The 23861-nt window shown below is 75.7% G+C and carries 18 protein-coding genes; 7 read left to right on the top strand and 11 right to left on the bottom strand.

The annotated features are described in order from the left end of the window. Positions 1–32: 32 nt before the first annotated feature. Positions 33–683 (top strand): hypothetical protein, encoded by a 651-nt coding sequence (locus ACIPSC_RS24590; RefSeq protein WP_400828218.1) that lies wholly within the window; start codon positions 33–35, stop codon positions 681–683. Positions 684–743: 60 nt separating this feature from the next. Here the strand turns inward: ACIPSC_RS24590 and ACIPSC_RS24585 are convergent, their stop codons facing one another. Next, positions 744–2390: a DUF6350 family protein gene (locus tag ACIPSC_RS24585; protein WP_400828217.1), complete on the bottom strand. Its 1647-nt coding sequence runs from the start codon at positions 2388–2390 to the stop codon at positions 744–746. A gap of 135 nt (positions 2391–2525) precedes the next feature. On the opposite strand from ACIPSC_RS24585, the gene ACIPSC_RS24580 reads away from it, so the two are divergent. Continuing rightward, a complete protein-coding gene (locus ACIPSC_RS24580) occupies positions 2526–4430 on the top strand; it encodes a LuxR C-terminal-related transcriptional regulator (protein WP_400828216.1) in 1905 nt (634 codons plus the stop codon). A gap of 97 nt (positions 4431–4527) precedes the next feature. Here the strand turns inward: ACIPSC_RS24580 and sucD are convergent, their stop codons facing one another. The 5 genes from sucD to ACIPSC_RS24555 all read right to left on the bottom strand — a co-directional run bounded on the left by sucD (position 4528) and on the right by ACIPSC_RS24555 (position 11688). Beyond that, the gene (gene sucD, locus ACIPSC_RS24575; RefSeq protein WP_400828215.1) at positions 4528–5409 is read right to left on the bottom strand and encodes a succinate--CoA ligase subunit alpha; all 882 of its coding nucleotides are present in this window, start codon (positions 5407–5409) and stop codon (positions 4528–4530) included. 19 nt (positions 5410–5428) lie between these two features. Further along, positions 5429–6601: an ADP-forming succinate--CoA ligase subunit beta gene (gene sucC, locus ACIPSC_RS24570; protein ID WP_400828214.1), complete on the bottom strand. Its 1173-nt coding sequence runs from the start codon at positions 6599–6601 to the stop codon at positions 5429–5431. Between the two features lie 337 nt (positions 6602–6938). Further along, complete coding sequence (locus ACIPSC_RS24565; protein WP_400828213.1) at positions 6939–8111, bottom strand: VWA domain-containing protein; 1173 nt, start codon at positions 8109–8111, stop codon at positions 6939–6941. A 91-nt stretch (positions 8112–8202) separates the two neighbouring features. Next, entirely contained in the window at positions 8203–10560 is a 2358-nt protein-coding gene (locus ACIPSC_RS24560) for a DUF5682 family protein (protein WP_400828212.1), read from the bottom strand. Between the two features lie 45 nt (positions 10561–10605). After that, positions 10606–11688 (bottom strand): AAA family ATPase, encoded by a 1083-nt coding sequence (locus tag ACIPSC_RS24555; RefSeq protein ID WP_400828211.1) that lies wholly within the window; start codon positions 11686–11688, stop codon positions 10606–10608. 175 nt (positions 11689–11863) lie between these two features. On the opposite strand from ACIPSC_RS24555, the gene ACIPSC_RS24550 reads away from it, so the two are divergent. Both ACIPSC_RS24550 and ACIPSC_RS24545 read left to right on the top strand, forming a co-directional pair. Next, complete coding sequence (locus tag ACIPSC_RS24550; protein ID WP_400828210.1) at positions 11864–13171, top strand: SWIM zinc finger family protein; 1308 nt, start codon at positions 11864–11866, stop codon at positions 13169–13171. Positions 13172–13248: 77 nt separating this feature from the next. After that, positions 13249–14907, top strand: a complete 1659-nt coding sequence (locus ACIPSC_RS24545) for a DUF5691 domain-containing protein (protein ID WP_400828209.1) — start codon at positions 13249–13251, stop codon at positions 14905–14907. Positions 14908–14993: 86 nt separating this feature from the next. Here ACIPSC_RS24545 and ACIPSC_RS24540 read toward each other — a convergent pair whose 3' ends face one another. After that, positions 14994–15401, bottom strand: coding sequence for a cobalamin B12-binding domain-containing protein (locus tag ACIPSC_RS24540; protein ID WP_400828208.1), 408 nt, complete (start codon positions 15399–15401; stop codon positions 14994–14996). Between the two features lie 338 nt (positions 15402–15739). Here ACIPSC_RS24540 and ACIPSC_RS24535 point away from each other — a divergent pair, with 338 nt between their 5' ends. Next, positions 15740–16567, top strand: coding sequence for a M23 family metallopeptidase (locus ACIPSC_RS24535; RefSeq protein ID WP_400828207.1), 828 nt, complete (start codon positions 15740–15742; stop codon positions 16565–16567). 86 nt (positions 16568–16653) lie between these two features. Here the strand turns inward: ACIPSC_RS24535 and pcrA are convergent, their stop codons facing one another. The 3 genes from pcrA to ACIPSC_RS24520 form a co-directional block, all read right to left on the bottom strand. Further along, entirely contained in the window at positions 16654–19281 is a 2628-nt protein-coding gene (gene pcrA, locus ACIPSC_RS24530) for a DNA helicase PcrA (RefSeq protein ID WP_400828206.1), read from the bottom strand. Positions 19282–19395: 114 nt separating this feature from the next. Beyond that, entirely contained in the window at positions 19396–20070 is a 675-nt protein-coding gene (locus ACIPSC_RS24525; RefSeq protein WP_400828205.1) for a LuxR C-terminal-related transcriptional regulator, read from the bottom strand. Beyond that, complete coding sequence (locus ACIPSC_RS24520; RefSeq protein ID WP_400828308.1) at positions 20063–21460, bottom strand: PspC domain-containing protein; 1398 nt, start codon at positions 21458–21460, stop codon at positions 20063–20065. The genes ACIPSC_RS24525 and ACIPSC_RS24520 overlap by 8 nt, the downstream gene beginning before the upstream one ends. Positions 21461–21665: 205 nt before the next feature. On the opposite strand from ACIPSC_RS24520, the gene ACIPSC_RS24515 reads away from it, so the two are divergent. After that, a complete protein-coding gene (locus ACIPSC_RS24515) occupies positions 21666–23114 on the top strand; it encodes a PspC domain-containing protein (RefSeq protein WP_400828204.1) in 1449 nt (482 codons plus the stop codon). Continuing rightward, positions 23111–23335: a hypothetical protein gene (locus ACIPSC_RS24510; protein ID WP_400828203.1), complete on the top strand. Its 225-nt coding sequence runs from the start codon at positions 23111–23113 to the stop codon at positions 23333–23335. Before ACIPSC_RS24515 ends, ACIPSC_RS24510 begins: the two co-directional genes overlap by 4 nt. A 61-nt stretch (positions 23336–23396) precedes the next feature. Here ACIPSC_RS24510 and ACIPSC_RS24505 read toward each other — a convergent pair whose 3' ends face one another. Beyond that, positions 23397–23846 (bottom strand): ubiquinol-cytochrome c reductase iron-sulfur subunit, encoded by a 450-nt coding sequence (locus ACIPSC_RS24505; protein WP_400828307.1) that lies wholly within the window; start codon positions 23844–23846, stop codon positions 23397–23399. Positions 23847–23861: the final 15 nt, after the last annotated feature.

The following is a 23861-nucleotide window of genomic DNA, read 5'->3' as shown; positions in this document are numbered from 1 at the left end:
CCCCACCGACCGAGTAAGGAATGGCTGAAACCATGAGCAGCGGTGACGACACCGGCGAGCGCAACCCCTTCGCGCCGCCGCCGGCGGATGCCCCGGACCAGCCGTGGCGGCCGCGCAACCCCCGGCCCACCGGCGGGTCGGAGCCGTCCGACGGCGAGGGCGGACCGGAGGAGCGCCCGCAGGTCCCGCCGCCGCACCCGTGGAGCCCCGGCTACCAGGGCGGCGGCTGGCACCCCCGTCCCCCGGCCCCGCAGCCGCCCCGCCTCGACCCGAACGACCCGGCGCAGCGCAAGGCCCGGAACGCCGCGCTGGCCGGCATCGCCTCGCTGATCTGCGCGCTGGCCGCGCTGCACTACGTCGCCCTGTTCGTCGGCGCGCTCGCCGTCGCCTGGGGCATCGGCGCGATGCGGGCCCCGAAGCCGGCCGCGGGCGCTGCCGGGGGCGCACCCGCCGCCCCCGCCGCGGTCGAGCCCGGCGCTCCGAACCCGCTCACCCCGGCGGCGCTCGCCGGGGTGCTGACCGGTGCGATGACCGTGGTCTTCGTGACCTCGGCGATCGGGCTCAGCCTCTACTACAACGACTACGTCACCTGCGTCCGGGACTCGCTCACCACGACCGGTGCGGACAACTGCGAGCGGCTCGCGCCGAAGTGGTACGTCGACGTGACCAGGCAGAGCGAGTAGTCCCGCCCGGTCCTCGGTCGGCGCCGGGCCTCGCCGTCGGGCCTCGGGCGGCGCCGGGCCTCAGTCGGTGTCGGGCTGTCCGGGGGCGGGGGCGGCCGGAGCGGCGGGGGCCGTCGACCGTGCGGACGACCCGTCCGGGCCGTCCGGCCCGTCGACGGCGTCCGGGGCCATCGGCGCGCCGCTCAGGCGCAGGACGAGCCCGTACGCCCGGGCCCGCAGCCAGAGCCCGCTCCCGCGGACCCGGCCGGTGAACGTGACGACGAACCGGCCGACGGCGCCGACCGTCCGGGGCCCGGTCTCAGCACCCTCCCCGGCCGCAGCCCCGGCCGCAGCGCCGGCCAGCGCCCGGGCCCGGGCGAGCAGGGCTCCCGGCACCGCCACCACGGCCACCCAGCCGGCCGCCGCCAGCCCCGTCCGCCACGGCACCGGACCGAGCTCGGCCATCCGGCCCCCGGCCAGCGCCCCGCCGGCGAGCCAGCCGAGCACCATGGCGGCCGCACCGGTCAGCAGCGCCGCCGCCAGGACCGCGACGGCGGTCGCCACCGGATGCCACGGGCCGGTCGCGGTGGACGACGGGTCGGCCGGGTCCGGCTCGTCCAGCCCGTAGTCCTCGAAGCCGCCGCCCTCCGGGCGCCGCCCGCCCCTGCCGCGTACCTCCGGCTCCCCGCCGTACGGCCATCGCGGGCCGGCCGCCGCCGCCCGCCCCAGCATCAGGGCCGGGACCACCCCGGCCAGCGCCGGCAGCGCGCAGGCCGCGAGCCGCCAGCCGCCCGCCCCCGGCTCCGCCACCAGCACGAACAGCGGGAAGTCCGGCACCGGCCCGAGCACCGCCCCGGCCGGCGCCACGAGCGTCCCCTCCCCCACCGCGAACCCCGGGCCGAGCGCGTACGCCGCGCCCCAGACCACCGCGTTCGGCAGCACCGCCAGGCTCAGCAGCAGCAGCCCGGCCACCGCGGCCGGACCGCGGGCCGGCGCTGCCGCCGCCGGCCCGGCGCCGCCCACCGCGGCCAGCACCGCCGCCACAGTGACCACCAGCGCGCCCGCCGCCACCAGCCCGGCTCCGGCCGCCAGCGCGGCCGCCCGGACCGCCGGCGCTCCCCCGTCGGGCCGCGCCCACCCCGGCACCCGGTCCAGCCACTGCCGCCAGTGGCCGGACCACCCCGGGCCGGCCACACCGCCGCCGGGCCCGGGCCGGCGGGCGGCCCGGGCCCCCGAGCGCGTCGCCGCGGCGGCCAGCGCCGCCACCACCAGGACGTCCGGCAGCACCCGGGCCCGGAACAGGCCGGGGCCCGCGCACTGCGCCACCACCGCGCCCGCCACCGCGCAGTAGCCGCACCACACCGCCCACGGCCCGCCCCAGCGCGGCCGCGGACCACGCCGGGCCGCCACCCGGGCACCGGCCCGGCGGAGCTGGACCACCGCGAGCAGGCCGAGCAGCAGCGGAGTGACGGTCAGCGGGGCCTGCGCGGCACCGCGCAGGACCGGGGCACCGTGTCCGAGCAGCCAGAGCGCACCGGCGAGCCGGACGGCCCCGGCCGCACCGTCGTCCGCGAACGGGGTCACCACCCAGAGCGTGAGCACCGGAACGGCGACCGCCGCCAGCCCGAGCAGCGCCGTCCGCGCCCCGGTGAGCAGGTCGGCCAGGACGGGCCTGGCCCCCAGTTCACCCGGCACTTCCACGATCGGACGGCCCATCAGCTGCGTCATGCGCCTCATGGTGCCAAGGCGACTCGCCATGCTTCGTGAAGAGGCAAACCGCCGTCGTGTCCCAGATTATTGGCTTATGCGCATTTTCGGACCCGGCCCGCTCGCTGCGGCCCCCACCCCGGCCCGGAGTGTCTGATGAGCACACCACCAACCGCCGAGCGCCCCACCGGCGCGCCCGCCCCCACCGACGCCCCGGCACCGCAGGGGCGCCCCGGGAAGGGCCGGCCCGGACGCGGCCGCGCCGCCGCGAAGCCCGCAAAGGGGACACCGAGTGCGCCGGAGGCGCAGGCCGTCCCCGCCGGGCAGGCCGCCGGAAGCGCGCGCGGCAGGGCGGCCGGCGGGGGCTCCGTCGATCCCGCGGAGGCGTCCCGGCTGCTGCGGCAGCTGACTCCACGTGAAGCCCAGGCGCTGGCCCATCTCGCGGCCGGTCGCCCGCTCGCCGAGTCGGCGGCCGTACTGGGCGTCACCCCGGCCACCGCGCGGACCTACCAGCACCGGGCGATGCGCAAGCTCGGCACCCGTACCCGCGCGGAGATCGGCGCCTTCGCCGCGCTGCTGAGCCCGGCTCAGGCCTCGCCCGCGGCCGGGGAGACGGCGGGTGCCGCGGGCCGTCCCGACCCGGCCCCGCCCGAACGCGGCGCGGCGAAGCCCCCGGCCGGACCGGACCGGAGCCGGTCGGGCGGGAGCGGGGCGGGCGGGAGCGAGGCGGGCGGCGCCCTCGTCGGCGTGCCGGACCGCAGTGCACCGGACCGCAGTGCACCGGGCGGTGCGGCAGCCCCGGCCGCGCCCGGCGGGCGGCACCGCCGCAAGGACCCGGCCGACGGTGCCCGCCCCGGCGCGCCGGACGGTGCGCCGCCGGACACCGCTGAGCGGCCCGGCGGCGGACGGCACCGCCGCAAGGACCCGGCCGGCCAGACGCCTCCGGCACACCGCCAGGCCGACCGACCGGCCGAGCGGCAGCACAGCGCCGCCCCCGCCGCCCCCGCCGGGCCCGGCACCCCCGTGCCGGCGGCCGCCCCCACCCTCACCTTCGAGGAGCTGTACGAGACCGTCCACGCCCGCCTGGTGCAGCAGACGTTCCTGCTCACCGCCTGCAAGCACCGGGCCCTGCACTGCGTCGGACGGGCCTTCGCCGAGGCCCAGCGGCACTGGATCGAGGTGTCGGGCGAGCCCGACCCGGAAGGCCGGCTGCGGACCCGGGCCTTCGAGGCGGCGCTCTCGCCGTGGCACCGCGGCGGCCCGCGCCGGACGCACGTCTGGCGACTGCCGCACCGCCGGATCAAGGTCCGCCCGGCCGACGAGACGCAGGCGGTGCTGCCGGACCACGACCGGCTCACCGACCACGACCGCGCCCTGCTCAAGGCGCTCAAGCGGCTCTCCCGCCCGCAGCGCCGGGCGCTGGTCCTGCACGACGGCCTCGGCCTGCCCGCCGACGCCGTGGCCGTCGAGGTGGAGTCCACCGTGACGGCCGCCGAGGGCCGGGTCTGGGCGGCCCGGGCGGCGCTGGCGCACTGGGTGCCGGAGCTGGTCGGCCCGGATCCGGCGGCGGACGGCTTCGCCGACCGGCTCAGCGGGCTGCTGCACCGCGCGGCCGTCCGTGGCTGCCCGGAGCCGCACCGCCCGCCGGCGCCGCTGCTGCGCGCCCGGCACGGGCTGGCCGACGCCGGCCGGACCGGCGCCGCGGCCCTGCTCACCGCCGCCGTCGGTGCGGCCGTGGTGGCGACGCTGAGCGGCGGCGGGCCCGGGCAGCTGTTCCGGCCCGGCGAGCCGCCCGCGCCGACGCTCTGCGCCACGGCCGAGACCACCGCCGCCGTCCCGGCTCTGCCGGAGGCCCCGCCGACCGGCGTGCACAGCCTCTGGTGCAGCCCCACACCGGGGGTCGAGCCGGTCGTGGTGGACCCGCCGCCGCCCCGCCGCCTCTGGGAGCTGCCGTCCGCCGGGCACACGGCCGAGGCGCTGCCGCCGCCCGGCGCGGTCGTGGAGGGCCCGCCGGCCTGCACGGGCTGGACGCTGCACCCCTGCCCGACCGACGACGCCTGAGGCCCGGGCCCTGTCCGGGCACCCGCGTGGCCGGGCCCGGAAACGGCGAGCGCCCCCGCCCGGGATCCGGACGGGGGCGCTCGACGAGCGGGTGGCGTCAGCCGATCAGCTCGCGCGCCAGGCGGGCGGTCTCGGACGGCGTCTTGCCGACCTTGACACCGGCGGCCTCAAGGGCCTCCTTCTTCGCCTGCGCGGTGCCCGAGGAGCCGGAGACGATGGCGCCGGCGTGGCCCATGGTCTTGCCCTCGGGGGCGGTGAAGCCCGCGACGTAGCCGACGACCGGCTTGGTGACGTGCTCGGCGATGTAGGCCGCGGCACGCTCCTCGGCGTCGCCGCCGATCTCGCCGATCATGACGATCAGCTCGGTCTCCGGGTCCTCCTGGAACGCCTTGAGGGCGTCGATGTGGGTGGTGCCGATGACCGGGTCACCGCCGATGCCCACGGCCGAGGAGAAGCCGATGTCCCGCAGCTCGTACATGAGCTGGTAGGTCAGGGTGCCGGACTTCGAGACCAGACCGATCTTGCCGGAGGAGGTGATGTCGGCCGGGATGATGCCGGCGTTCGACTGTCCGGGGCTGATCAGGCCGGGGCAGTTCGGGCCGATGATCCGGGTCTTGTTGCCCTTCGAACCGGCGTGGGCCCAGAAGGCGGCGGTGTCGTGCACCGGGACGCCCTCGGTGATGACGACGGCCAGGCCGATCTCGGCGTCGATGGCCTCGACGACGGCGTCCTTGGTGAACTTCGGCGGCACGAAGATGACGGTGACGTCGGCACCGGTCTTCTCCATGGCCTCGGCGACGGTGCCGAAGACGGGCACCTCGGTGCCGTCGACGTCGACCGTGGTGCCGGCCTTGCGCGGGTTCACGCCACCGACGATCTGGGTGCCCGAGGCGAGCATGCGGCGGGTGTGCTTCATGCCCTCGGAGCCGGTCATGCCCTGGACGATGACCTTGCTGTCCTTGGTAAGGAAGATAGCCATGGTTGTGTAGTCCCCTTCCTTACTTGTTGGCCAGCTCGGCGGCGCGGTCGGCCGCACCGTCCATGGTGTCCACCTGCTCGACGAGCGGGTGGTTGGCGTCGGTCAGGATCTGACGACCCAGCTCGGCGTTGTTGCCGTCGAGACGGACGACCAGCGGCTTGGTGACGGCCTCGCCCTTGCTCTCCAGGAGCGCGAGGGCCTGCACGATGCCGTTGGCGACCGCGTCGCACGCGGTGATGCCACCGAAGACGTTGACGAAGACCGACTTGACGTCGGCGTCGCCCAGGATGATCTCCAGGCCGTTCGCCATCACCTCGGCGGAGGCGCCGCCGCCGATGTCGAGGAAGTTGGCCGGCTTGACGCCGCCGTGCTTCTCACCGGCGTAGGCGACCACGTCGAGGGTGCTCATGACGAGGCCCGCGCCGTTGCCGATGATGCCGACCTGGCCGTCGAGCTTGACGTAGTTCAGGCCCTTGGCCTTCGCCGCCGCCTCCAGCGGGTTGGCGGCGGCCTTGTCCTCGAGCGCCTCGTGCTCCGGCTGGCGGAACTCGGCGTTCTCGTCCAGCGAGACCTTGCCGTCGAGCGCGATGATCTTGCCGTCGCCGGACTTGATCAGCGGGTTGACCTCGACGAGGAGGGCGTCCTCGGCGATGAAGACGGCCCACAGCTTCTGCAGGACCTCGGCGACCTGGTCCGCGACCTCGGCCGGGAACTTCGCCGCGGCGACGATCTCGGCGGCCTTCTCCGGGGTGCAGCCCTCGTTGGCGTCGACCGGGATCTTGGCGAGCGCCTCGGGGTTCTCCTCCGCGACGACCTCGATCTCCACGCCGCCCTCGACGCTGGCCATGGCCAGGAAGGTGCGGTTGGTGCGGTCCAGCAGGAAGGAGACGTAGTACTCCTCCTTGATGTCCGCGGTCTGGGCCAGCATCACCTTGTGGACGGTGTGGCCCTTGATGTCCATGCCGAGGATCGCCTCGGCCTTGGTGACGGCGTCCGCCGGGTCGGAGGCGAGCTTCACGCCACCGGCCTTGCCTCGGCCACCCACCTTCACCTGAGCCTTGACGACGGCGCGGCCGCCGAAGCGCTCCGCGATGGCGGCAGCGTCTGCGGCGGTCTCGATGACATCACCGTCAAGCACGGGCACGCCGTGCTTGGCGAAGATGTCCCTCGCCTGGTACTCGAACAGGTCCACGTGTTTGTCCTTGTTCGTGGTCGCGGATTGTGTCTCTACGAGCGTGCCACGGCAGGATCTTCGCTGCGGGTCGTCGGGGCGGTGCGGGTACGCAGAGGTACGGCCTTGCGGCCCACACAGCCACGGGCGCACACGTCAATCAACACGCGCGTCACGTCCGTCTGGCAGGTTATCCCCGTCCGACGGGACTCTTTCGCCCGGGGCATGCCCGTATTGGGTGAGAACCGTCACAGCCAGCCTACGGCCGGGTGACGTGCAGCGGGTGCGATCAGGCGCCGGTCCGGGCGCCCCGACGGGCGCGGGTTCGCCCGTCCGGGTGAACCCGCGCACCGGTCGGCTACACACTCCGGTCGGGCACCGGAATCGGGCGCTTCTCGATCGCCGCGGCCATGATGTCCGGGAAGGCGTCGGGAGTGCAGGCGAACGCCGGGGCCCCCAGCGCGGCCAGCGCGGCGGCGTGCGCGTGGTCGTACGCGGGCGCACCTTCGTCCGAGAGCGCGAGCAGGGCGACGAACTGGACGCCGGACGCCTTCATCGCCGCCACCCGCTTGAGCATCTCGTCCCGGATGCCGCCCTCGTAGAGGTCGCTGATCAGCACCACGACGGTCTCCGACGGGCGGGTGATCTTCGACTGGCAGTAGGCGAGCGCCCGGTTGATGTCGGTGCCGCCGCCGAGCTGGGTGGCGAACAGGACGTCCACCGGATCGGTGAGCTGCTCGGTCAGGTCGACCACCGAGGTGTCGAACACGACCAGCCGGGTGTCCAGGGACTTCATCGAGGCCAGCACCGCGCCGAAGACCGCCGAGTGCACCACCGAGGGGGCCATCGACCCGGACTGGTCGATGCAGAGGATGACGTCCTTCTTCACCGCTCGCTGCGCCCGGGCGTAGCCGACCAGCCGCTCGGGCACGACGGTGCCGTGCTCGGGCAGGTAGTTCTTCAGGTTGGCCCGGATCGTGCGGTCCCAGTCGATGTCACGGTGGCGCGGGCGGTTCACCTTGGCACTGCGGTCGAGGGCGCCGCCCAGGGTGGCCCTGGTCCGGTCGGCGAGCCGGCGCTCCAGCTCGGCGACCACCTTGCCGACCACCGCGCGGGCGGTCTCCCGGGTGGTCTCGGGCAGCGCGTGCTTGAGCGAGAGCAGGGTGCCGACCAGGTGGACGTCGGGCTCGACGGCCTCCAGCATCTCCGGCTCCAGCAGCAGGTGGTCCAGCCCGAGCCGGGTGATGGCGTCCTGCTGCATCAGCTGGACGACGCTGGTCGGGAAGTACTCGCGGATGTCCCCCAGCCAGCGCGCCACCTGCGGCGCCGATCCGCCCAGCCCGGCGCTGCGCCGGCCGGCCCGCCCGGCCCGGCCCTCCTCCGGCGCGCCCCGGTACAGAGCGGCGAGCGCGCCGTCCATCGCGGCGTCCCGGCCGCGCAGGGTGCAGCCGGTGCCGTCCGCCTCGCCGCCGAGCACCAGCCGCCAGCGGCGCAGCCGCTCCTCGGCGGCGAGGGGGGTGGTCACTGCCATCGGACGCTCCTTCGGGTCTTCGGGTCTTCGGGTCGTCGGGTTCTGAAGTGGTCGGGTCTTCGGGTCTTCGGGTTCTGCAGCGGGTACGGCGTCAGGTGTCGCGGCCGGAGGCCTGCCGGGGGATCCGGACCGGACCGCCGGGGTGGGCCGGAGCCGCCGGCAGGCCGAGCAGCAGCGCGACCACGGGCACGGCCGCGTCGGCGCGGGCCCGGTCGAGCGCCGGACCGGGCTCGACGGCCCCGGCCGGCTCACCGTCGAGCGGGCCGGCGGCGACCCGGCTGCCGACGGTGTTGCGCACGCCCGCCTCAAGCCCGGCGAAGGTGCGGCGCAGCAGTGGCAGCACATCGGTGAAGACCTCCGCCGGGACGGCCGTCAGCCAGGCGTCCAGCAGGCCCAGCAGCCGGGGGTCGTGCAGCAGCAGCGCGCCGCCGCCGGTGAGGAAGCCCTCCACCCAGCCGGCCGCGTCCGCCGGGGCGCTGGCGGCCGACAGGACCAGGCCCATCCGGCGGCCGGCCTCGGCGGAGTCCAGCCGACCGTCGTCCAGCAGCAGCCGGACGGCGCGGCCGCGCAGCAGGCCGGGGACGCCGTCGGCCGGGCCGGCGGCCGGCTCCCGCCGGGCGAGCGAGCCCAGCGTGCCGGCCCAGCGGTCGGCCAGGCCGGCCGCGCCGTCCGCGTCCAGCAGCCCGATCGCGCCGTGCACCTCGTCGAGGTGGCCGCGCATCGCCGACGCGCCGTCGGCGTCCAGGCCGGTGCAGGCCGGCGGCAGGCCGACGCAGATCCGGTCGGCGAGGCCGGTCGCGACCTCGCCGAGCGCGTCGCCGTCGGTGCCGCGGACGTCGCCGTAGCGCAGAGCCCGCACCAGCGCGGGCAGGGCGCCCGCGAGGCGGGCGACGTCGGTGTCCAGCGCAGCGCAGTCGGCCAGCACCCGCATCACCGCGGGCAGCGCGCCGGACAGGCCGGCCAGCAGGCAGGTCTCCACCAGGGCGGTCAGCTCGGCCAGCTCCACCGCGGCCCGCGCGGTGCCGACGGCCTTGCCGGCGGCGGCGTCCTCGACCGTGGTGCCCCACTGCGCGGCCTCGACGATCCGGACCGCGAAGTCGGGCTGCCAGCAGAGCCACCAGCTCTCCCGGAAGGTACCGGTGGAGTTCACCGTGGAGCGCGCGGGCACGCCCCAGTCGATGCCGAGCAGCCGGAGCCGGTGCAGCAGCCGGGAGCGCGCCGCGTCGTTCTCCTTGCGCAGGTCCAGGTCGAGCTCGCGCGGCTCGGCCTCCGGCTTCAGCCGCAGCGAGCGCTGCAGCCGGGCGAGGTCGCGCTGGAGCGGCACCGCCGGTGCGCCGTCCGGGACTTCACCGAGCGCGTCGCCGATCACCAGGCGGTCGCGGACCAGCTCCAGCGCGACGTCGGAGCCGTCGCACATCACCGACCGGACGGCGTCCAGCGTCTCGGTCAGGCCGGCCAGCGGGCGGCCGCGCATCACCGCGAGCGTGCGGGCCAGCCGGACCGCCTCGATGACGTGGGCGGAGGAGACCGGGTGGTCCTCGGCCCGGAGCAGCTCGGCGGCCCTGGTCAGCCACTTGGGCAGCGGGTCTCCCGGCTCGGCGAACAGGTGGTGGTACCAGCCCGGCGAGACGATCCCGGCGCCGTAGCCGCTGAGCTGGGAGAGCCGGCGGTGCGTCCAGGGCACCCAGGTGATGTCGGTCCGCACCTTCTTCGGCAGGCCGGCCAGCAGCGCCCGGTCGTGGGCGACGGTCGGCAGCACGGCCAGCGCGGGCACGTGGAACGCGCCGCAGACCACCGCGATCCGCCGGTGCCCGGCCCGCTTGGCGGCGCGGATCTGCTGGCGCATGTACGCCTCCCGCAGGTCGTCCCGGCGGGCCTCGCTGCCGGCCACCCCCGCCTCGCGCAGCGCCGTCATCGCCTCGGCCACGGCGGCGAACGGGGCGAGCGGGTCGGTGCCGGGGGCGCGGTGCTCGATCACGTCCTCCCACCAGCGCTCCGGGTCGTCGTGGCCGGCCGCCTCGGCGAGCAGGGCGATCGGGTCCCCCGGCCGGTCCTCGACGGCACCGTCCCCGGCCGCGCCGCCGTCGACCGCGCCGTCCTCCGAAGCGCCGTCCTCCACCGGGTCCGGGGCGAGTCCGTACGCCGCCGGCAGGTCGATGAAGCGCACCGGGACCTCGGCGTCCAGGCCGTACCGGATCGCCACCCACTCCGGGGAGAACTCGGCGTACGGCCAGAACGCGGCCCGGGCCGGGTCGTCCACGGCGTGGGCGAGCAGCGCGACCGGCGGCACCATGTCCTTCCCGGCCGCCAGTGCGACGATCGGATCGGCCTCCGGCGGGCCCTCGATCAGCACCGCGTCCGGCTGCAGCGCCTCCAGCGCGGCGGCCACCGCGCGGGCCGAACCGGGACCGTGGTGCCGTACGCCCAACAGCGTCACCTCAGCGCTCACGCGCCCTCCTCCCTCCACGAACTCCAACCTCGGACCGTCACCACGTCAGCGGGCGTTCTCCCGGGCGGCGCGGTAGAAGTCCTTCCAGCCGTCCCGCTCGCGCACCACGCCCTCGACGTACTCGCGCCACACCACCTGGTCGGCGACCGGGTCCCGGACGACCGCGCCGATCACACCGGCCGCGACGTCGCCGGCCCGCAGCACGCCGTCGCCGAAGTGGGCGGCCAGCGCCAGCCCGTTGGTCACCACCGAGATCGCCTCGGCCGTCGACAGCGTGCCGCTCGGCGTCTTCACCTTCGTCCGGCCGTCCGCGGTGATCCCCGCCCGCAGCTCCCGGAAGACGGTGACCACGCGCCTGATCTCCTCGGCGCCGCCGGGCAGTTCGGGCAGCTGCAGCGAACGGCCGAGCTGCTCGACCCGGCGGGTGACGATGTCCACCTCCTCCTCCAGCGAGGCGGGCAGCGGCAGCACCACGGTGTTGAAGCGCCGGCGCAGCGCGCTGGAGAGCTCGTTCACCCCGCGGTCGCGGTCGTTGGCGGTGGCGATCAGGTTGAAGCCGCGGACCGCCTGGGTCTCGGAGCCCAACTCCGGTACCGGGAGCGTCTTCTCGGACAGGATCGTGATCAGGCTGTCCTGCACGTCGGCCGGGATGCGGGTCAGCTCCTCGACCCGGGCGATCTTGCCGTCGGCCATCGCCCGCATCAGCGGCGACGGCACCAGGGCGTCCCGGCTGGGCCCGTTGGTGAGCAGCTGGGCGTAGTTCCACCCGTAGCGGACGGCCTCCTCCGGGGTGCCGGCGGTGCCCTGCACCAGCAGGGTGGAGTCGCCGCTGATCGCCGCGGCCAGGTGCTCCGACACCCAGGTCTTCGCCGTCCCCGGCACGCCGAGCAGCAGCAGTGCGCGGTCGGTCGCCAGCGTGGTCACGGCGACCTCGACGACCCGCCGCGGCCCGATGTACTTGGGCGTGATCACGGTGCCGTCGGCCAGCTCACCGCCCAGCAGGTACTGGGCGACGGCCCAGGGCGACAGCTTCCAGCGCTCCGGACGCGGACGGTCGTCCTGGGCGGCCAGCGCGGCCAGTTCGGCCGCGAAGGCGTCCTCGGCGTGCTGCCGCAGAACGTCGGTCATGGGGCTCCTTCGGGTCGGCCGCCGGACACACCTGTGGCAGGCGGCGGGGTGATCGGGGGGAGCCAGGTCGGCGTCCCGGCCTGCAGGAACCACCCTGCACCGGGCCACTGACAATCCTGACCGGACCTCAGTTCGACGGTCCGGACTGTCAGTCCCCCCGCCTACCGTCGTCGGCATGGAGGAACGCTGGAGCACCGAACACGTCCTGTCCCTCGCACCCGACGCCGCGTCGCAGAAGGCCGCGGGCAAGCTCTCCTCGCCCGCACCCTGGTCGGCCGCGGGCACCGACGGCAGCGCCCTCTGGGGGGAGTGCAAGGGCAGCGGCCGGACGCCGTACCGCACGGTCGTCGAACTCGGCACGCCCGCCTACAGCTGCACCTGTCCTAGCCGGAAGTTCCCGTGCAAGCACGCGCTCGGGCTGCTGCTGCTCTGGAGCGGCAGCCCCGAGGCCGTCCCGGCCGCCGAACCCGCCGACTGGGCGTCCGAGTGGCTCGCCCAGCGCCGCGACCGCGCCGAGCAGCGGGCCGCCCGGGCCGAGGCCCCGGCCGATCCCGCCGCCGCGCGCCGCCGCGCCGAGCGGCGCTCGACCCGGGTCGCCGCCGGGGCGGCCGAGCTCCGGCTGCGCCTGGCCGACCGGATCCGCCACGGCCTGGCCGACCAGTCCACCGCCGGCCCGTGGGAGGAGGTCGCCGCCCGCATGGTCGACGCCCAGGCCCCGGGCCTGGCCACCCGGGTCCGCGAGCTCGACACCGCACCCCAGCACCGCCTCCTGGAGGAGTACGCCATGCTCCACCTGCTCGCCACCGCCGCCACCCGCGTCGACGAGCTGCCCGACCCGCTCGCGGCCACCGTCCGCGCCCGGGTCGGCTACACCACCGACGCCTCCGACCTCCTGGCCGGCCCGACCGTCCGCGACCGCTGGCACGTGCTCGGCAGCCGGGACACCTCGGACGACCGGCTCACCACCCGCCGGGTCTGGCTCCGCGGCGCCAAGACCGGCCGGCCCGCCCTCCTGCTCGCCTTCGGCCGCCCCGGCCAGGCCCCCGACCTCGCCCTCCCCACCGGCCACCTGCTGGAGGCCGAGCTGGCCTTCCACCCCGGGGCCCGCCCGCTGCGCGCCGCGCTCGGCACCCGCTACGGCGCGCCCGAGCCCGGCCCGGCCGTCGAGCCGCCCGGCCTCACCGTCGCCGAGGCCGTCGCGGGCTACGGCACCGCCGTCGCCGACGACCCCTGGCTCGACACCTGGCCCACCGTCCTGAGCGAGGTGGTCCCCGTGCTCAGCCCCGAGGGCTGGCACCTCACCGACGGCCACCACACCCTGCCGGTCCACCGCGCCGGCGTCCCCGAGTCCGCCCTCTGGCGCCTCGCGGCCGTCTCCACCGGGCGCCCCCTCACGGTGTTCGGCGAGTACGGCCACCGGGGCTTCTCCCCCGTCACCGCCTGGGGTCCCGACGGGCGCCCGATCGGCCTCACCACCCCCTGACCTCCGGGCGCGCAGCCCCGCCCGTCGGCGGCCGCCCCGGCCGCCCCGCCAGTCCACCTCACCCCTCAGGAGCCCGCATGCCCGACCCCTGGGAGTCCCTCCACACCACCGCCCTGCTCGGCACCGACCGCCGCCCGCTCCCCGCCGCCGACCCGGCCGTCCCCGCCACCGGTGCGGTCGACCGCAGCGACCCCGCCACGGCCCTGCTCGAACTGGCCGCCCTGGAGACCGTCCGCCGCCGTGCCGGCGCCCTCCCCCGTGCCGCCACCACGCCGACCGACCCGCCCGCTCCGGCGGACGCGCGGCCCGAGCTGCCGGCGCCCGCCGCACGCCGCCTCTCGCTGCTGCTCGGCACCAGGCCCGGCGGCGGCAGCGCCGTCCTCGCCAACGTCGCCGAACTGCTCCCCCAGTGGCTCAGCACGGCCCGCGCCCGGGGGTTCCGCCCGCCCGCCGCGCTCGTCCCGAGTCTGCTGGACGCCGCCCGCGCCCGCAGCGAACTGCGCCCCGACGCGGTCGTCCTGGCCGGTCCGCTCGGCCGGTGGCTGGCCGCCCGGAACCCCGACTGGCGGTTCGTCCTGCGCACCACCGGCGAGGTCCCGGCGACCGGCCGGACCCCGACGCACGGCGAGGCCCCGGCCGCCGGCGAGGCCCCCGCGCCCGGCGCCGCGGCGCCCCGCAGCGCCGACGGTGACCACCACCTGTGGCACGAGGGCCTGTTCGCCGAGCGGGTCACCCACCTGACCGTGCTGCGCCGCACCGACCCGGCCGCCGGCCTCGCCCTGCTGCAGAGCACCTGGCCGACCGAGCGCGCCGAGGACCGGCTGCTCTTCCTGGACGCCCTGCAGGAGGGCCTCTCCGCCGCCGACGAGCCCTTCCTGGAGGCCGCGCTCGGCGACCGCAGCAAGAACGTCCGCGCCACCGCCGCCGAGCTGCTCTCGGCACTGCCCGGCTCCGCCCTCGCCCGGCGGATGGCCGAGCGGGCCCGCGCCGCCGTCCGCCTCTCCGACCGCGGCACCCACCTGCTGGTCACCCCGCCCGCCGAGTGCGACGCGGCCATGCAGCGCGACGGCATAGCGCCCAAGTCGCCCACCGGGCGCGGCGAACGGGCCTGGTGGTTCGGCGAGGTGATCGCCGCCTCACCGCTGTCCGGCTGGTCCGCGACCACCGGGCTGACGCCCGATCAACTGCTCGCGCTGCGGGTCGGCGACAGCCTGGACGAGACGGACGGCAGCTGGTCCGACGACCTGCGCGAGGCGTGGGCGCGCGCCGCCGTCCGCCAGCAGGACGCCGACTGGGCCCGGGCGCTGCTCGGCCCCGCGCCCGCCCCGGCCCCGGAGCAGCGGCGGGCCCGCGCGCCCCGGCCGACCGGCGCCCCGGCCAAGCTGCTCGCGGTGCTGCCGGCCGAGGAGCGGGCCGCCTGGACGGCCGCCTTCATCGAGGTGCACGGCCTCGGCGAGGCCTTCCAGCTGCTCGGGGCCTGCGCGACACCGTGGACACCGCCGCTCTCCACCGCGGTGGTCGCCGCCCTCGCCCGGGCGGCCGCCTCCGGCGCCTACCCGTGGAGCCACAGCGGGGTACTGGGGATGACCGAGCGCGCGCTCGCCCCCGAGACCGCCGCCGCGGTGGAGGAGCTGGCGGCGGACAGCACACCGGCGACGGCCTGGGCCGAGACCTTCGCCCGGCTGGCCGGCACCCTGCGCTTCCGCGAGGCCATGCTCGCCGAGCTCGCCGCCTGACCGTTCGGCCCGCTCCCGAAGAACGACCGGGCCGGTACGGGGTGAACACCCCGCACCGGCCCGGCGAGCCATGTGGGACGGTCGGCTCAGCCCGCCACGCGCAGGTTCGCCTCGACCCACGCCACCACGTCCCGGGTCGGCGTCCCGGGGGTGAAGATGTCCGCGACGCCCATCGCCTTGAGCTCGACGATGTCCTCGTCCGGGATGATGCCGCCGCAGAAGACCTTGATGTCCTCCGCCTCGCGCTCCTTCAGCAGCTCCAGGACGCGCGCGCAGAGCGTCATGTGCGCGCCGGAGAGGACCGACAGGCCGATGCCGTCCGCGTCCTCCTGGATCGCGGTGTCGACGATCTGCTCGGGCGTCTGGTGCAGGCCGGTGTAGATGACCTCCATACCGGCGTCACGCAGGGCGCGCGCGATCACCTTGGCGCCGCGGTCGTGACCGTCGAGCCCGGGCTTGGCGACCACCACACGGATCGGGCCTGACACACCCATCACTGCCTCCTGGACCTCGTCGTCCACCACCCCACCGGGCCTCGTGGGCCACGGGCGCGGTTAACCAGCAATAACCAACCTGAGGGGAGGTTAGCGCCACCCGGCCACCCTGGCCGCGCCGCCCCTCAATTGGAGGGGAAAATCACAACGGGCCGCCCCGCGACCCGCCCACCACCTGCCGGTATACCCCGCGGAATCCGCGCCCAGCCCGCCCACGACCTGCCAGCTCACCTCTTGACATCCGGACTTTTGTCCGGATGTCGGCGTTGCGGCTACAGTCTCGGCAGTTTTCCCTCGCCCGATGACGTGCCCGAGGCCCACCGAGGAGGCAGCCCCCGATGGCTCCCGATGCAGCCGCCCGCCCGACCCGGGCGGAGATGCGGATGGCCGCCCGTGAGCAGTCGCGCGCCCAGCGCCGCGACGCCGCCAAGGCCGCCACCCGTACGGCACTGCTGCGCGTCGCGCTGCCCTCGGTGGCCGCACTCGGAGTGGCCGCGGCGGCGGCCGTCACCGTCCAGGGGGAGGCCGGCCAGCGGCGCGCCCAGGCGGCCGGCACGGTGCCCGACCAGGCCTCCGCCGCCACCGCCGCCGACAACGCGCCGGCCCTGGACGCCGCCCAGCAGGCCCTAGCCGGGAACGGCGCCCCGCAGGCCTCCCGGGCCGACGCCCGCGAGCCGCTCGCCGGGGCCCAGCCCGCCGGCGCGGCCGACCCCGGGAGCGCCGACCCGGCCGGGGCCGCGGCCGCCGAGGCTCCGCAGCAGCAGCGCCCGGCCGTCTCGCTCCCGGTGGCCCAGCACGGGCTGGGCGAGATGTTCGGCGCCGCCGGCACGCACTGGGCGAAGCGGCACACCGGCATCGACTTCCCGGTGGACGGCGGCACCCCGGTCATGGCCGTCACCGACGGCACGATCCGTACGCAGTGGAACCCGTCGTACGGCTACATGACGATACTGAAGATGGCCGACGGCACCGAGGCCTGGTACTGCCACCTGCGCTCGTACAAGATCCGCAAGGGCACGGTGAAGGCCGGCGACGTCATCGCCTTCGTCGGCAGCAGCGGCAACAGCACCGGCCCGCACCTGCACTTCGAGATCCGCCCGGCGAGCGGCACCGGCCCGGTCGACCCGCTGCCCTGGTTCCTCGCCCAGGGCGTCGACCCGCGCTGATCCGCCCGCGCCGGCCGCCGGCGCGGGCCGCGCCCGGGGCCCGTCCTGCCGGTCGGGCCCGGGCCGCGGGCCCGACCGGCAGGGCTTCAGAGCTTCTCGACCGGCGCGTACCGCAGCAGCAGCTGCTTGCGCCCCTCCGTCCCGAAGTCCACCGTGGCCTGCGCCTTGTCGCCGACGCCGGTGGTGGCCACCACCGTGCCCAGGCCGAAGGTGTCGTGGGTGACGCGGTCCCCGACCGCCAGCGCCACGACCTCGCGCTCGACGGCCGCACCGGAACGCCGCGCCGACTGGCCCCAGCCCGCCTTCGGCGAGGCCGCCGCCGAACCGCGCGCCGCACCCCGCGCGGAGCCGCCGCCCGAGCCGGCCGACCGGCCGCCCCAGGACGACCCCGAGGAGTAGCCGCGCGAGGCCGGCGCCGAAGCCGCCCCGGTCCGCTTCCACTCCACCAGCGAGTCCGGGATCTCCTCCAGGAACCGCGACGCCGGGTTGTACGCGGGCTGGCCCCAGGCGCTGCGCAGCACCGAACGGGTCAGGTAGAGCCGCTCCCGCGCCCGGGTGAGCCCGACGTACGCGAGCCGGCGCTCCTCCTCCAGCTCCTTGACCTGGTTGAGCGCCCGCATGTGCGGGAAGATCCCGTCCTCCATGCCGGTCAGGAAGACCACCGGGAACTCCAGGCCCTTGGCGGTGTGCAGGGTCATCATCGTGATGACGCCCTGCCCCTCCTCGTCCTCGTCCGGGATCTGGTCGGAGTCGGCGACCAGCGCGACCCGCTCCAGGAAGTCGGCCAGCGAGCCGACCGGCGGCGTGCCCTCCTCGTCGGCGTCGGGCCGCTCACCCGGGTCCTGCTCGTACTCCAGGGCGACCGAGGCGAGCTCCTGGAGGTTCTCCACCCGGGTCTCGTCCTGCGGGTCGGTCGAGGACTGCAGCTCGGCGAGGTAGCCGGTCTCCTCCAGCACCGCCTCCAGCACCGCGGCCGGCCCGGCGCCCGACTCGACGACCTGGCGCAGCCCGGCCATCAGGTGGTTGAACTTCTTCACCGCGTTGGCCGAGCGCGCGGCCATGCCGTACGCCTCGTCGACCCGCAGCAGCGCCTGGGCGAAGGAGATCCGCTCCCGCGAGGCCAGCGCGTCGATCATCGCCTCGGCCCGCTCGCCGATGCCGCGCTTGGGCACGTTGAGGATCCGGCGCAGCGGCACGGTGTCCTCCGGGTTGGAGAGCACCCGCAGGTACGCCAGGACGTCCCGGACCTCCTTGCGCTCGTAGAAGCGCACCCCGCCGACCACCTTGTACGGCAGGCCGACCCGGATGAACACCTCCTCGAACACACGGGACTGGGCGTTGGTCCGGTAGAAGATCGCGACGTCGCCGGGCTTGGCCTCGTCCTTGTCGGTGAGCCGGTCGATCTCGTCGGCGATGAACTGGGCCTCGCCGTGCTCGTCGTCCGCGACGTAGCCGACGACCTTCTCGCCGTGCTCGCCGGCCGTCCAGAGCTTCTTCTCGCGCCGGTTGGCGTTGCGCTCGATGACGGCGTTGGCGGCGCTCAGGATGGTCTGCGTGGAGCGGTAGTTCTGCTCCAGCAGGATGGTCGTCGCGTTGGGGTAGTCCTCCTCGAACTGGAGGATGTTGCGGATCGTCGCGCCGCGGAAGGCGTAGATCGACTGGTCCGCGTCACCGACCACGCAGAGCTCGGCGGGCGGCACCTCGGCCAGCCGGCCGGCAGCCGGGTTCACGTAGTCGCCGTCGGCGGTGCGCTTCGGGGCGTCCGCGACCGCGCCGCCGCTCAGCTCGCGGACCAGCGTGTACTGGGCGTGGTTGGTGTCCTGGTACTCGTCGACCAGGATGTGCCGGAACCGGCGCCGGTAGTGCTCGGCGACGTCGGGGAAGGCCTGCAGCAGGTTCACCGTCGTCATGATGATGTCGTCGAAGTCGAGCGCGTTGGCCTCGCGCAGCCGCCGCTGGTAGAGGAAGTACGCCTCGGCGAGCTTCTTCTCCATCGGGTTGGCGGCCTGGTCGGCGTAGCTCTCCTCGTCGATCAGCTCGTTCTTGAGGTTGCTGATCTTCGCGGTGAAGGACTTCGGGGGGAACTGCTTGGGGTCCAGGTCGAGGTCCCGGCAGACCAGCGACATCAGCCGCTGCGAGTCCGCCGAGTCGTAGATCGAGAACGACGAGGTGAAGCCGAGCAGCTTGGACTCACGGCGCAGGATCCGCACGCAGGCGCTGTGGAAGGTGGAGACCCACATCGCCCGGGCGCGCGGGCCGACCAGCTGCTCGACGCGCTCGCGCATCTCGCCGGCGGCCTTGTTGGTGAAGGTGATGGCCAGGATCTCGCCCGGCTGCACCCCGCGCGCGCCCAGCAGGTGGGCGATCCGGTGGGTCAGCACGCGCGTCTTGCCGGAGCCGGCGCCGGCCACGATGAGCAGCGGCGAGCCCGCGTGCAGCACCGCCTCGCGCTGCGGGTCGTTCATGCCCTCCAGCAGCTGCGCCGGGTCCACCACCGTGCGGGCGGCGCCGTTGCGGTACCAGGCGTCCCGCTCGGCCTCGGCGGCGTGGTCGGTCCGGAAGAGGCCCTCCGGGATCGACTCCTCGTACGCCTCGTACGGGAGGTCGTCCTCGTACGGCGGCGGCTCCTCGTCGATGGGTGCGGGCTGCTGCTTCGACCCGGCGGCGGGGGCCTCGAAGCCGGGGAGCGGGAGGTCGTCAAAGAGGCTACTCATGGCACATCGAGTCTATGGCCCCGCACCGACAAGCCCGCCCGGCCCTGACGGACCGGGCGGGCTCGGGCGGGCTGAGCGGGCGCGGGCTGCGGACCGGCGGGCCCGCGGAGCAGCTCAGACCAGGCGGCGGGCGGTGGCCCAGCGGGTCAGCTCGTGCCGGTTGCTCAGCTGGAGCTTGCGCAGCACCGCCGAGACGTGGCTCTCCACCGTCTTCACCGAGATGAACAGCTGCTTGGCGATCTCCTTGTACGCGTAGCCGCGGGCGATCAGCCGCAGCACCTCGCGCTCGCGCTGGGTCAGCCGGTCGAGGTCCTCGTCCACCGGCGGGGTGTCGGTGGCGGCGAAGGCGTCGAGCACGAAGCCGGCCAGCCGCGGCGAGAACACCGCGTCGCCGTCGGCGATCCGGAAGATCGCGTCCACCAGGTCGGTGCCGGTGATCGTCTTGGTGACGTAGCCGCGGGCGCCGCCGCGGATCACGCCGATCACGTCCTCCGCCGCGTCGGACACCGAGAGCGCGAGGAACTTGACGCCCGGCTCCCCCATCAGCCCGGCCGAGCGGCGCAGCACCTCGACGCCGCCGCCGCCGGGCAGGTGGACGTCGAGCAGCACCACGTCCGGCCTGGTCTCGGCGACCACCCGGACCGCGGACTCGACGTCGTCGGCCTCGCCGACCACGTCGATGCCGGTCGCCTCGGTGCGCCCGATCTCGGCCCGGACCCCCGTCCGGAACATCCGGTGGTCGTCGACCAGCACGACCCGCGCGGTCCTGTCCGGCGCTGCCTCACTCATTCGCTCTCTCCATCTCCAGCTCGACCTCGGTCCCGCCGTCCGGCGCGGGCCGCACCCGTGCGGTGCCGCCGTTGCGCTTCATCCGGCCGAGGATCGACTCCCGTACTCCCATCCGGTCCTCGGGCACCGAGTCGGGGTCGAAGCCGGGTCCGTGGTCGCGGACGAACACCATCACGGTCCTCCCCTCGACCTCGGCGTAGACCTGGACCGGTCCCCCGCCACCGTACTTGGCCGCGTTGACCGTCGCCTCCCTCGCGGCCTGCATCTGAGCCACGATCCGCTCGTCCATCGGGCAGTCGCCGACGATGACCAGCTCGACCGGGACGCCGTGGCGGTCCTCGACCTCGGCGACCACCGCGCGCAGGCTCTCCGCCATGGTGTCCGGCGCGGCCTCGGCGGCGGCCTCCGGCCGGTACAGCCAGAGCCGCAGCTCGCGCTCCTGGGCCCGGGCGAGCCGCAGCACCTCCTTGGGGTCCTCGGCCCGGCGCTGGATCAGGGTCAGCGTGTGCAGCACCGAGTCGTGGACGTGCGCGGCGATCTCGGCGCGCTCCTGGGCGCGGATGCGGGCGGTGCGCTCGGCCCCGAGGTCCTGCCACATCCGCAGCGCGTACGGGCCGACCAGCACCAGCACACCGGCCAGCACCGCGAGCGCGGCCTCGATCACCGAGCCGATGGTGGAGCCGCTGCCCTGCAGGGCGAGGAAGGCGATGGTGCCGACCACCACCAGCAGCACGCCGGCACCGACCCGGGTGTAGGCGCCGCGACGCTTCTCGCCCTCCTCCAGGCCGAACCAGCGCTGCCAGCGCGAGTCGTCGGCCTGCCGCCAGACCAGCGCGACACCGACGCCGATGGCCAGCAGCGGCCAGGTGTACGGCCGGGCGGTCTGCACGCCGAGCGCGCTCAGCAGGGCGATCAGGCCGATCACCACCATGACCAGCGCGGCGAGCTGCCCGAGGCCGCCCTGGCGCGGCGCGGCCGCCCTGACCTGCGCGGGATCGGCCGCCGGCACGGTGGCGGGCTCGCCCTGCAGGGCGTGCTGCAGCAGCTCCCGCAGCCGGCCGATCCGGCCGCGCCGGCCCTTGCTCAGCTCAGTGCCGGGCCCGCCGGAGGCCTGCCAGGAGCCGGCCGGTACGAAGGCGCCGTTGACGTACACCCAGTGCGCGCCGCCGCGCTGCGCGGGCTCGCCGATGCCGATCGGCACCACGAACCAGAACGCCGCGTACAGCAGGGCACCGATCCCCTGCGCGAAGAAGAGCAGGACGAAGGCGATCCGGACCCAGGCGACCGGGAGCCCCAGGTGCACCGCGAGACCGTGCGCGACCCCGCCGAGCATGCGGCCCTGCGGGCTGCGGTAGAGGCGCCGGTAGGGCGGCCGGCCCTCGCCGGGCACGGTCGGATCGCCGCCCGGCGACGGCGGGGCGTCGGGGACGAGCGGACGGGGGTCGGTACCGGGGGCTGCCACGCCACCGATCGTTCCACGCGGGCGGGTGCGGCCGCATCAGGGTCGGTCCCTACCCCCTCTCAGGGGCAAGTCAGGGTACGGACAGGGCCGCGAGCGGTTGGGCGGGCGTCCGGGAGCCACCAGGATGGTGGGCATGACCGAGGACCCTCGTATCCAGGAGGCCGGGCCGAGCGCCCCGCCGGCGCCGGACCGCCCCCCGCTGAACCGCACCGAGCACCACCGCGTGGTCGCCGGCGTCTGCGGCGGCCTGGGCCGGCACCTGGACATCGACGCGGTGGTCTTCCGCGTGGTGACGGTGGTGCTCTGCCTCTCCGGTGGCCTCGGCCTCTTCCTGTACGGGCTGGCCTGGCTGATCGTCCCGACCGAGCCGGTCCCGGACGGCAAGGGCGGCAGCCGGGCGGGCCGCACCGAGCTCCAGCGGGTGCTCACCGGCCGGGTGGACGGCCAGTCGGTCGGCGCGGTCCTGCTGACGGTGATCGGCACCGGCGTCTTCTTCTCCTCGATGGGCGACGGCGACCAGTTCTTCCCGCTGCTGCTGCTCGCCGCGCTGGTCTTCCTGGCCGTCCGCTACGACCCGGAGCGCCACCGCGGCCGGGTGCGCGGGCGCCGGCGCGGCCGGGAGCGCCGGCACGGCCCCTACGACCGGCTCTTCCCCCAGGCGGAGCCGACGGACTCGGCCACCACCTGGACGCGCCCGGCCGAGGACGAGGCGATCCGCGAGCGGCACGCCCGGGAGCGGGCCGCCGGGACGGTGCCGGTCGACACCCCGCACGCCGGCCCGACCGGCTACCTGTGGGACCCGCGCCACCCCGAGCGCAACCCGTACGGCGAGGCCGGCGCGACCCCGCCGCCCGGGGGCGCGGCCCAGCCGTGGTGGCAGCGCACCGACCTGCCGCAGGGCGATCCGCTGCGCAAGAGCGGCCCGGCCGCCGCCCCGCCCCGGCCGCCGGTCGTGGTGCACCGGCGCCGGCGCGAACACTCGCCGCTCGGCCTGATCGGGCTGCTGCTGGCGGCCGGTGCGGCCACCGCGGTCTGGTCGGCCTCCTCCCGGGGGCACAGCGTCACCGTGGTGAGCGCCGCCGCGCTGGCGACGGCGCTGCTGGTGATCGGGGTGACGCTGCTGGTCGGCGCGAAGTTCGGCCGGGCCCGCAAGCTGGTCGTGCCCGGACTGCTGCTGACGCTGGCGCTCACCTTCGTCGGCCACTCGCCGACGTCGATGCAGAACGCGGCCGGCGAGCGCACCTGGACGGTCACCTCGGCCACCGAGCTGGAGGAGCGCTACAGCCTCGGCGCCGGCGAGATCAGGCTCGACCTCGGCGGGCTGGACCCGGCGGGCGCCGCCCTGGCGACCACCGTGGAGCTCGGCGCCGGGGAGCTGACCGTCACCCTGCCGCGGGACGTGACGGTGAACCTGACGACCCGGGTGGTGCTCGGCGACGTCAAGGCCCCCGGGGAGCCGGTCAGCCGGCAGAACGTGACCCGCCAGTACCAGTACCACCCGTTGAACGGTCAGACATCCAAGGGCACGCTCGACCTGAAACTGACGGTCGGGCTCGGCGACATCAAGGTGGTCCAGTCGTGAGGAAGCACCAGCTCGATCTCTTCTCGCTGATCGCGGGTGGGCTGTTCACCGTGATCGCGGTGCTCTACCTGGTGGCCGCACTCAACCACCAGTCGGTGAACGGCCGGATCGTCCTCCCGGTGACCTTCATCGTGCTGGGCGTCGGCGGGCTGGTCGGCGCGGTCGCGGCGATGGCCCGGCGCAGCCGCCCGGACGAGCCTGAGCAGGACGACACGTTCTGAGCACGGTACGGCGGAGGCGGGTCGCCGTACGACGACCCGCCTCCGCCTTCGGGCGAGCAGCTCAGCTCTGCAGCGGCCCGAGGTTCAACCTGTCGCCGTCCTTGGTGACGCCGTACTTCGGCAGCGGCTTGGTGGCCGGGCCGTTCACCACCGCGCCGGTCGCGGCGTCGAACCGGGAGCCGTGGCACGGGCAGTACATCTGCCCGTTCTTCGGCGCGTCGACGGCGCAGCCGGAGTGCGTGCAGACCGAGGAGAAGGCGCAGTACTGGCCCGCCTTGGGCTGCACGATGTAGACCGCGTCGCCGGTGGCCGGGTCCTTGACCTGGGCCGAGCCGCCGACCGGGACGCTCGCGGCGGCCACCGAGGCGGGCGGGCCGGCCGGGCCGGCGGGGGCCGGGGCGGCGGACTGCTTGGACTTGGCGGCGTTCTCGTCCCGCCCGAAGGTGTTGGTCAGCGAGCCGGTGAGCAGCCCGGCGCCGCCGATCGCGACGGCCGCGATGCCGCCGTCCATCACGGCCCGCCGGCG

The organism is Kitasatospora sp. NPDC090091, from assembly GCF_044747365.1.
Lineage (GTDB): Bacteria > Actinomycetota > Actinomycetes > Streptomycetales > Streptomycetaceae > Kitasatospora.
This window is presented reverse-complemented; position numbering and strand designations above follow the sequence as displayed.

Bases quoted from the DNA above. Each gene is read 5' to 3' on its own strand.
- ACIPSC_RS24590 (WP_400828218.1), top strand. From the start codon at position 33: ATGAGCAGCGGTGACGACACCGGCGAGCGCAACCCCTTCGCGCCGCCG.
- ACIPSC_RS24585 (WP_400828217.1), bottom strand. From the start codon at position 2,390: ATGACGCAGCTGATGGGCCGTCCGATCGTGGAAGTGCCGGGTGAACTG.
- ACIPSC_RS24580 (WP_400828216.1), top strand. From the start codon at position 2,526: ATGAGCACACCACCAACCGCCGAGCGCCCCACCGGCGCGCCCGCCCCC.
- sucD (WP_400828215.1), bottom strand. From the start codon at position 5,409: ATGGCTATCTTCCTTACCAAGGACAGCAAGGTCATCGTCCAGGGCATG.
- ACIPSC_RS24565 (WP_400828213.1), bottom strand. From the start codon at position 8,111: ATGGCAGTGACCACCCCCCTCGCCGCCGAGGAGCGGCTGCGCCGCTGG.
- ACIPSC_RS24555 (WP_400828211.1), bottom strand. From the start codon at position 11,688: ATGACCGACGTTCTGCGGCAGCACGCCGAGGACGCCTTCGCGGCCGAA.
- ACIPSC_RS24550 (WP_400828210.1), top strand. From the start codon at position 11,864: ATGGAGGAACGCTGGAGCACCGAACACGTCCTGTCCCTCGCACCCGAC.
- ACIPSC_RS24545 (WP_400828209.1), top strand. From the start codon at position 13,249: ATGCCCGACCCCTGGGAGTCCCTCCACACCACCGCCCTGCTCGGCACC.
- ACIPSC_RS24540 (WP_400828208.1), bottom strand. From the start codon at position 15,401: ATGGGTGTGTCAGGCCCGATCCGTGTGGTGGTCGCCAAGCCCGGGCTC.
- ACIPSC_RS24535 (WP_400828207.1), top strand. From the start codon at position 15,740: ATGGCTCCCGATGCAGCCGCCCGCCCGACCCGGGCGGAGATGCGGATG.
- pcrA (WP_400828206.1), bottom strand. From the start codon at position 19,281: ATGAGTAGCCTCTTTGACGACCTCCCGCTCCCCGGCTTCGAGGCCCCC.
- ACIPSC_RS24525 (WP_400828205.1), bottom strand. From the start codon at position 20,070: ATGAGTGAGGCAGCGCCGGACAGGACCGCGCGGGTCGTGCTGGTCGAC.
- ACIPSC_RS24515 (WP_400828204.1), top strand. From the start codon at position 21,666: ATGACCGAGGACCCTCGTATCCAGGAGGCCGGGCCGAGCGCCCCGCCG.
- ACIPSC_RS24505 (WP_400828307.1), bottom strand. From the start codon at position 23,846: ATGGACGGCGGCATCGCGGCCGTCGCGATCGGCGGCGCCGGGCTGCTC.